Origin of the sequence: Acaryochloris sp. IP29b_bin.137 (genome assembly GCF_028285745.1) — a bacterium.
Taxonomy (GTDB): domain Bacteria; phylum Cyanobacteriota; class Cyanobacteriia; order Thermosynechococcales; family Thermosynechococcaceae; genus Acaryochloris.
In genome coordinates this window covers 1-9268 of record NZ_JANQOP010000277.1, presented here as the reverse complement: position 1 = coordinate 9268, position 9268 = coordinate 1, and the positions used below count along the sequence as shown (strand labels likewise).

General features: G+C 48.0%; 5 protein-coding genes and 1 tRNA gene. 4 read left to right on the top strand and 2 right to left on the bottom strand.

Annotation, left to right across the window (positions count from 1 at the left end):
• Positions 1–2: 2 nt before the first annotated feature.
• A tRNA-Arg gene (locus Q0991_RS19595) sits at positions 3–76 on the bottom strand.
• 530 nt (positions 77–606) lie between these two features.
• Here Q0991_RS19595 and gyrA point away from each other — a divergent pair.
• The 4 genes from gyrA to Q0991_RS19575 all read left to right on the top strand — a co-directional run bounded on the left by gyrA (position 607) and on the right by Q0991_RS19575 (position 7080).
• On the top strand, positions 607–3222 hold the full coding sequence (gene gyrA, locus Q0991_RS19590; protein ID WP_299491688.1) for a DNA gyrase subunit A: 2616 nt from the start codon (positions 607–609) through the stop codon (positions 3220–3222).
• Between the two features lie 350 nt (positions 3223–3572).
• Entirely contained in the window at positions 3573–4223 is a 651-nt protein-coding gene (locus Q0991_RS19585) for a hypothetical protein (protein ID WP_299491685.1), read from the top strand.
• A gap of 41 nt (positions 4224–4264) precedes the next feature.
• On the top strand, positions 4265–4849 hold the full coding sequence (locus tag Q0991_RS19580) for a macro domain-containing protein (RefSeq protein WP_366525016.1): 585 nt from the start codon (positions 4265–4267) through the stop codon (positions 4847–4849).
• Positions 4850–5010: 161 nt separating this feature from the next.
• Positions 5011–7080, top strand: a complete 2070-nt coding sequence (locus Q0991_RS19575) for a zinc metalloprotease HtpX (RefSeq protein ID WP_299491683.1) — start codon at positions 5011–5013, stop codon at positions 7078–7080.
• A gap of 156 nt (positions 7081–7236) precedes the next feature.
• Here Q0991_RS19575 and Q0991_RS19570 read toward each other — a convergent pair whose 3' ends face one another.
• Positions 7237–8625 (bottom strand): aldehyde dehydrogenase, encoded by a 1389-nt coding sequence (locus tag Q0991_RS19570; protein WP_299491681.1) that lies wholly within the window; start codon positions 8623–8625, stop codon positions 7237–7239.
• Between the last annotated feature and the right edge of the window lie 643 nt (positions 8626–9268).

Genomic DNA, 9268 nt, shown 5'->3' with positions numbered 1-9268 from the left:
AACGGGCCAGGAGGGATTCGAACCCCCGACACCGTGGTCCGAAGCCACGTGCTCTAGTCCACTGAGCTACAAGCCCTAGAAGCGTTTTTATGTTAGCAGAGATTCCTTTGCACTGAAACAAGATTAAGTTGTTTGCCCTACGGTGAGCTTCAGCCGCCAAAATCCTCAACGTCTAGAGAGGATATCTTAAATTTTGGTTCTTACCGCCCAAGGTGGAGCGAGAGGGGTGGGAATAAAAGGTCATAATCAGGCACAACTGCCTGAAAAAGATGATTTTTAGGCCATGATGTCATCAACCTATCTAGGAGCAAATGCAGTTAGAACTGACCAAATATTGATGCCCTGCCTTCCAATCTTTATCGATGCCAGGTCAATTTCTTCATGGGTCAGTATTCCGTCGGACAGCTATCTTTGAAAGCTTCACTAGGCAACCGCTTTGCACACTATGGGTAGCTTTGCAAATGAAGCTGTTAGGTATCAAAACATGATAGAATAACTGCTGTAATCAGGGGCAAATAGCTCAATTTTTTAATGATATTAATGGTAAGTCGTTATTGATAACGCTATTTCCCGACTAAGGATGTTTTCAGGAGTTTTTCAAACTATATGACCTTCTCCTCTGATCCAATGCAGGAGCGGATTATTCTCACAGATCTACGAGATGAGATGTCCCGTTCCTACTTGGAATACGCCATGAGCGTCATTGTTGGTCGGGCCTTGCCAGATGCCAGAGATGGCCTCAAACCGGTCCATCGACGCATTCTTTATGCCATGTATGAGTTGGGATTGACGCCCGACCGCCCTTTTCGTAAATGTGCCCGTGTGGTTGGGGAAGTTCTGGGTAAATACCATCCCCATGGGGATACGGCGGTATATGACGCCTTAGTGCGAATGGCGCAAGACTTTTCCATGCGCATGCCCTTGATTGATGGACATGGCAACTTCGGCTCTATTGATAACGATCCGCCTGCTGCCATGCGATACACCGAATGTCGCTTGCAGGCCCTGAGTACGGATTCTCTACTCCCAGATATTGAGCAGGAAACCGTAGATTTTGGCGATAACTTTGATGGGTCCCAGCAAGAGCCTCTGGTTCTACCGGCTCGCATTCCTCAACTTTTAGTCAACGGCTCATCGGGAATTGCAGTGGGAATGGCGACAAACATTCCCCCCCATAATTTGGGAGAAGTGGTGGATGGTCTTGTGGCCCTGATTCACAATCCCGAGATTACTGATCTGGAACTGATGAAGTTTATTCCAGGTCCTGATTTCCCCACAGGAGGTCGGATTTTAGGAACCGCTGGGATTAAAGAAGCATTCACCACCGGTCGTGGCTCGATTACAATGCGAGGCGTGGCTGAAATTGAGACCCTAGAACAGTCTGGTCGTCCTGATCGGGAAGCCATTATCATCACGGAGTTACCGTTTCAGACGAATAAAGCCGCCCTGATTGAGCGGATTGCGGAAAACGTTAATGACAAGCGCTTAGAAGGCATTTCGGATATTCGCGATGAAAGCGATCGCGACGGCATGCGAATTGTGATTGAACTCAAGCGGGATGCCTATCCCCAAGTGGTTCTCAACAATCTCTATAAACAAACTCCGATCCAAAGTAACTTTGGGGCCAATATGTTGGCCTTAGTAGGCGGTGATCCCCAACTGCTCAGCTTAAAGAAATTCCTGAGCGTCTTTTTGGAATTCCGGGAAGACGCGGTTATGCGTCGCACTCGCTATCAATTGCGTAAAGCGCAAGAACGCGATCACCTCTTGCAGGGATTGCTAATCGCTTTGGGCAATTTAGACGCTGTGATCCAGCTAATCCGGCAAGCAGCTGATTCTGCCGTTGCTCGCCAAGAACTGATGGACGGATTTGGCCTGTCCGAAACCCAAGCTGATGCTATTTTGCAAATGCAGCTCCGCCGACTGACGGCCCTAGAAGCTGAAAAGATTGAGCGAGAACACCAAGACCTGCAAGAGCGCATTGCTGACCTGGAAGATATTCTGGCCCGTCGCGAACGGGTACTCGAAATTATCGAAACGGAGGTCACTGAACTCAAAGCCAAATTTGCCAGTCCTCGCCGGACTTTAATTGAGGCCAATCTGGCTGATCTGGACGACATCGATCTGATTGCCAACGATCAGGCCGTTATTTTGGTGACAGAACAGGGCTACGTGAAGCGGATGCCCGTGGATACCTTTAATGCTCAAAGCCGTGCCACCCGAGGCCGAGCGGGTGCCAAAATCAAGGAAGATGATGCGGTTGAGCATTTCTTCGGCTGCTGCGACCATGACAGCGTGTTATTTTTTAGCGATCGCGGCGTCGTCTACTGCCTGCGTGCCTATCAAATCCCCGTCAGTTCCCGCACGGCCAGGGGTGTACCTTTAGTCCAGCTCTTACCCATTCCGCGAGAAGAAAAAATCACGTCCGTCATCCCCGTCAGCGAATTTAGCGAAGACGAATATCTAGTGATGATGACCGGCGGGGGCTTCATCAAGAAAACTGCTTTAGCTGCCTTCAGCAATATTCGGGCCAATGGCTTAATCGCGATTTCCTTAGAAGAAGGAGATTTGCTGCGCTGGGTGCGGTTAACCCGAGCAGAAGACAGTATCGTCATTGGCTCTCGCCGAGGCATGTCCATCCATTTCCGAGCGGATCATCAACAGCTACGGCCTTTGGGACGAGCTACGCGAGGGGTACGGGCCATGCGCCTGCGAGAAGGCGATGAATTTATCGGTATGGATATTCTATCCAGCGCTGTTGTGGAGACCTTAGGCAACGCAACGGATGCAGACGATGAAGAGACAGATGATCCAGATGTTTTAGTTGAGGATGACGGCAACGAAGAAGAATCTGAAACCGTCGAACAGCCAGGACCTTGGGTATTGGTTATTACCACCAATGGCTTTGGTAAGCGAGTACCTGTTGCTCAATTCAGGCTGCAAAATCGGGCTGGTAAAGGCGTCACCGCAACCAAGTTCAAAAAGCTGAAGACGCCTGATCAGTTAGCCGCACTGCGCATCGTCAATGCTGAAGACGAACTGATGTTGGTCACTAGCCGAGGCATTGTGATTCGACAAGCGGTAACAGATATTTCGTCCCAGTCTCGCGCAGCCACTGGCGTCCGAGTCCAAAGATTGGATGAAGATGACTATATTGCTGCAGTCGCTTTAGTGCCCCCCGAAGATCTTTCTGATGAGGAAGGTGAGACGGAACTAGAGTAACTCCCTGAGAAGAATGCTGTCTCCATGCATTGCTCAGTAAAGCACTAGACCAGATGCCAAGACTGTTAGCGAGAAACCACCATCCATGCCATATGTGGCTATTACTGGGCTTGGCATCATTCACCATTGCTTGTAAACAGGATCTAGCTCAAACTCCTGTCCCTGCAAAAACAGTCGAGAAACCACCTGCTCCTGTTGCAATAGCAACAGAGGCTGACGTAATACACTGCTCCTGGAAACACAGCTCATCACAGACCACGTCCCAGTTAAAGAACGAAGTTTACAACTCTAGACCTGCACTGCCCAATTGGGGCATTGGTTTTTTGGTCGAAAACCCCTCACAGGCTTTTGTGAGCAATACACCTGTCCATAATCCTGGATATGAGTGGTTAAATCGACTGTGCTTACCCTTGCATCAGTCTGCTCAAAGCCCCCCTTGGGCGGTGCTAACGGGGAAATGGGTCGTCGATCTATCCGGCTCTTCAGCCCAATTTTTAGAGTTTGAGCCCAATATGGTGCAGACGTCCTATGAAACTTATGCCTTTATCATCTTACAAGAAACACCTGAGGGATGGTTTCAGATTCAATATGCGCATCCCGAAGGCGATCGTGATGGAACGGCCTGGGTGAGAAAAGACCATTTTCAACAACAATATCCACTGGTCGTCCAATACTGGAGAGACCTATTTCAACCTGTGGATAATGCCCAAACAAGCAACAGGGGTTACTTGTACAAGCGAGAACAACTTTCAACTTCTATCCCACTGAAGTCCACCCCTAGTGCTTCTAGTCCCACACTTTTCACATTGCAGTCAGATTTATCGGGCCAAGACTATGGTATCGAGCCGTTAGAAATACAGGGAAACTGGATGCGAGCCAGAATTAGCATTCCCCATGATTTTTGTGGAACTGAAGAAACGTTCAAGTTCTATGAAGATTGGATTCGCTGGTGGTCTGAAGATGTTGGTCCCATTCTCTACTATCCACCCAGAGGCTGCTAAGTCGGCAGGAGAAATATATGTAGTCTAAGGACTTACAACCCATACTGGTCGATCCTATTCCTGAACTGTGTGAGCAATGGCGGCTCAAATTCGAAGGGCAATCCAAGGTCGAAGTCATCAACGGTCGGTTTGAGGATCTCCCCAACTATGACTGCATGGTGAGTGCTGGCAACTCGTTTGGCTTGATGGATGGTGGCGTCGATGGAGCCATTACCCGGTACTTTGGATTAGATTTGATGGATCGAGTACAAGCCCATATCATTCGGCAATTTCGAGGCGAGCAACCTGTTGGCACCTCATTGATTATTGACACTCATCATCCCCAGCATCCCTTTCTAGCCCATACGCCAACGATGCGCGTGCCCATGTCAATTGCCACTACCGATAATGTCTACCAAGCGATGTGGGCCATGCTGTTAGCCATTTGGCATCACAACCAATCCCATGCGCAACAAATTCGCAGTGTTGCTTGTCCAGGTTTAGGAACTGCGACGGGGCAAGTTCCCTTTGAGCGAGCGGCTAAACAAATGGCCTTGGCCTATAAAAATTTCTGGCATCCCCCCGACTCAATTAGCTGGCCCTTCGCCATTACCCGTCAAAATGCAATTGGGGCTGGGGGAGATTAGACCACCTTGCAAGAAAACGGCTGAATCCGCCACGATCTCCTTGAATTCTTAGCCTTTATATCCCCTAACTGGAAAATAATCAATTATTACGGGCACCCTAATAACATGTAAATCATTAAAAATGTAGGTGGATCGCAAGATTCACTCAGTCAATTTCTATTATGTCATCCCACTCAGAATCTCTACAGACTGCCTTACAAGCACTCAAACAGGAACGTTATCCAGAGGCCATACGTCTGTTAGAAGAATTTTGTCAGGAAAACTCTGAGCTGCATTCCCCAGAATACTTTCAGGCCCAAATGGCATTGGTCAAGGCATACCAAAATAGTGGGTGCTTAGACAAAGCACTCTCCTTATGTGAGCAATTGCAAGAAAGTGAGAATCTCCAAACACAGATGTGGGCCCAACAGGCACTGCCAGCACTTAGACGAGCGACTCAGTCTGATAGATCCATACACAACTCAGACCACCTAGATACTGACAATCAATCGAACGAAACAACTTCCAAGTCCATGCCCAAGGCAGGACGGGCACTAGCTGGTGTAGTGCCCAAACTAGCGATGAAAGGCGTGGCCAGTAGTCTCTCGTTGGCATCTGGGGTGACACTGACCTTGTTGCTAGGCATGGTGCTTGCCCTAGCGATGAGTATATTTTTGATTCTTGATAGTGCTCACCCTGTTACTGGGTTTGGCATTTCTGTTGGGGTGACGCTCCTTTTCAATACGGCGATGTTCTTTTTGTCACCGCTGATCATGGATATGGTGCAGCGGTGGCTATACGGGACTCACTGGGTATCATTAGCAGAGATTAAACGCCAGAGTCCTGAGTCAGCCCATATCATTGAACGGGTTTGCTCTCAAAAAGGGATTAAGCAGCCTCGGTTGGGAATTATCGATGATCAAAATCCCACGGCCTTTACCTACGGTTCTCTCCCAAACAGTGCTCGCTTAGTGGTCAGCCAAGGGCTGTTCACCTATTTAGATGATGATGAAATTGCAACAGTTTATGCCCATGAGCTAGGTCACATTGTTCACTGGGACTTTGCAGTCATGACTCTGGCCTCAACGCTAGTGCAGCTGATGTATCTGCTCTATACCTTTGCCAGACGAATGGGACGCGGTAAAGGAGACAGTAAAGTCAAAGATGCGCTTGAAACTGCAGCTATCTCAGCCTATATCTTCTATACTATCGGGACCTATCTGCTGCTCTACCTGTCCAGAACACGGGAATATTATGCCGATCACTTTGCCGCAGAGGTCACAGGCAATCCAAATGGCCTGTCCCGTGCTCTAGTGAAGATTGCCTACGGAATCGTCGAAGAAGCGCAGCACTCGGAAGAACCGAGCCGATTAATTGAAGGAACAAGGGCATTGGGAATCTACGATACTAAAGCAGCAACATCGACGGGGACAGCCTATCAAATCACTTCAGAACCCCACAAAATTGGCCGAATTTTCCTATGGGATATGTTCAACCCTTGGGCATGGTGGATGGAACTTAATTCCACTCATCCGCTGACGGGTAAGCGGGTCCGGGCGTTGAGTACCTATGCAGAACAGCTAGGTCTCCCGATGCAATTTGACATGGGTCGCGTGATGGGTGAAGGAAAGCGTTTAAATAAGCGCCGATTGTATGGCAACTTCGCGTTTGACGTCCTGCTTTACGCTGCCCCTATGGTTGGAGGTGGACTAGGGCTGTTACTAGGGGTAACCATTTCAGCCATGGGTGGTAATGGGGAAATATGGATGTTTTCACCTGCTTTCATTGGGTTTGGGATTGGTACGCTGATCCGACTGACAGTCATGTTTCCTGATATTCTTCGACCCCCTGCTGCAGATGTGATAACGCTGATGTCTGATCCTTATGCCAGCCCTCTGCGAGGGCAACCCGTGAAATTGACAGGTAACTTAATTGGTCGAGGAGATGCTGGGTCTAAACTTGGATCTGATCTAAAACTACAGGATCCAACCGGGCTCATGTATCTGCGCTATTCCTCTCGCTTTGGCTCCCTTGGTAATCTGTTATTTGGACTCAGCCAGGTTAAAGACTTAATTGGAGATTCGGTTAATGTTACGGGCTGGTTCAGGCGCGGTATTGTTCCTTGGATTGATCTAACCCAGTTAAAAACTGAGACGGGTAGAAAGGTAGATAGCTACCATCGCTTCTGGACACTGATTTTAGGCGCAGGTTCAATTATTCTAGGAGTTTCATTGCCGTTTCTGTTTGCATAAGGTTTTTAGATGAGTTGCATGTAGGTTCATTCCCACATACTTGCAATGAGTCATACCTTAATCATTTTTGGCATCTCCCCAATCGATAAGCTGGTCCTACCTTACCCACCAACATGCGATTGGGGTCGGGGGCAGTTAGCCAATGTCTATCGCGCTTCAATAGGTAATGATACGTTTGACAAGATTCAAACCTCTAGTGGTGTAGGGGGCATATCGAAAACTCACATCCACCCAGAAGCCCTTTTTTAAAATGCTTTTGCGGTGAGAAAACGTATCGAAACTGGCTTTGCCATGATAGCTACCGATGCCGCTCTGGCCTACCCCCCCGAACGGTAGGGTAATCTGAGTAAATTGCAGTACCGTATCGTTGATACAAGCGCCACCTGAAGAGGTTGTACTGAGGACTTGCTGTTGCTTTTGCTTATTTCTAGAAAAAAAGTATAGGGCCAAGGGCTTGGGGTGAGCATTTACTTGAGCCAGGGCATCATCCAGACGATTGTAGGTCAATATCGGTAAAATCGGCCCGAAAATTTCGTCTTGCATGATGGGATCATCCCAGGTGATGTTATCCAATAACGTGGGCGCAATAAAGCGGGTTTCAGGATTGGCTTGCCCACCGATCACCGTGTGGCCATTATCTAGGAAGGCAGTTAGTCGATTGAAATGGCGCTGGTGAATGATCCGACCATAGTCAGGACTAGTCGCAGGATTCTCCCCATAAAAATCGCGAATTGCCTGTTGGAGATAGGTTAACAGGTCTGCTTTGATGGTGCGATGAATCAGTAAATAATCGGGAGCAACACAAGTTTGTCCAGCATTGATAAACTTCCCCCAAACAATCCGTCTAGCAGCATGTTCAACGTGAATGTCGGTATCGACAATGCAAGGACTTTTGCCTCCCAGCTCTAAGGTCACAGGCGTTAAGTGTTCTGCCGCCGCCTTCATCACGGCTCGGCCAATGGCAGCCCCTCCTGTAAATAAAATATGATTGAACTTTTCTGCCAGTAAGCGTTGGCTGGTAGCTACGTCTCCTTCAACCACCGCAATATAGTGTTTAGGAAACATAGCGCTGATCATGTCTGCCACTACTGTAGATGTGTGAGGAGCATGCTCTGAAGGTTTGAGAATAACGCAGTTCCCGGCTGCGATCGCACCCACTAAGGGAGAAATAATCAACTGAAATGGATAGTTCCAAGGCCCAATAATCAGGACAATGCCTAGGGGTTCGGGCTGAATCCAACCCGAACCTGGCAAGGCACCCAACCCAACCGCAACTTTTTGAGGCTTTATCCAATTTTTCAACTGCTTCAAAGCCAACTTAATTTCTGACAACGGTGCCATTTCAAAATAGGATTCCAAAGCAGGTCGACCTAAATCAGCATAAATGGCCGCAATAATAGCCTCCTCACGATCCTGAATCCCTTGCTGCAGTTGTTGCAGTTGGGTGACACGAAAGTCGTAATTTTTAGTCTGCCCGGTGGCAAAAAAGTCCCGTTGAGCTGTGATTAACGCTGGAATTGTTGAAGGGGTGATCTGAGCAGTCATAGGTCTTGCCTCGAAAGACGTTGGGCTGAGTGGGATGGGTTGCCCGGTCCCCTCTAGAATAAGTCAGAGTAAAAACGCACAAACTTTAAAGTTGTGATAGAACAGACTTCTGTTGGAATAACGCTCCCATGAGACGGTTCAAGTATCACTTAATATGAGTACTGGCTATTTTTGGCTTATCTGTCATCCTTCCAAACAAGATGAGCAGATTTTGCAACCCTTGTTTGGGGAAGCTGTACAGTCAGCTACTTTCTCTCCCCAATCAAAAGCCGTTCTCCAAAGGTGGCAAGAGAATCCCGATACACTTTTCCAAGACCGGAAGACAGCAGCAGGGTGTAATACCTACAACCACTTCGTTTTAGCCTTTATGATAGAGAGTATCCAAAAACTATGAAATTCTCTGGCTACTCCAGAAGGTAAAAATGGCTTCTACTTTAGTCCTGACAACTGTATTGATATTCTCAGCGTCAACAGATGCTCAATAGGTGCCATTCTTGCATATGGCTTAGGCCCCCAACGCTTTGCCCAAATTCCAGGTTTTATGGGTTTTGTTGCATGAATCGCGTAAAGATTACATGAATCACCTCTGCTTGTCATCTTTAAGCATCAACCCAGACAGTATCAGGTTTGGCGATCTGAATCA

Coding starts and splice junctions, on each gene's coding strand:
- gyrA (WP_299491688.1), top strand. CDS start 607: ATGACCTTCTCCTCTGATCCAATGCAGGAGCGGATTATTCTCACAGAT.
- Q0991_RS19570 (WP_299491681.1), bottom strand. CDS start 8,625: ATGACTGCTCAGATCACCCCTTCAACAATTCCAGCGTTAATCACAGCT.
- Q0991_RS19575 (WP_299491683.1), top strand. CDS start 5,011: ATGTCATCCCACTCAGAATCTCTACAGACTGCCTTACAAGCACTCAAA.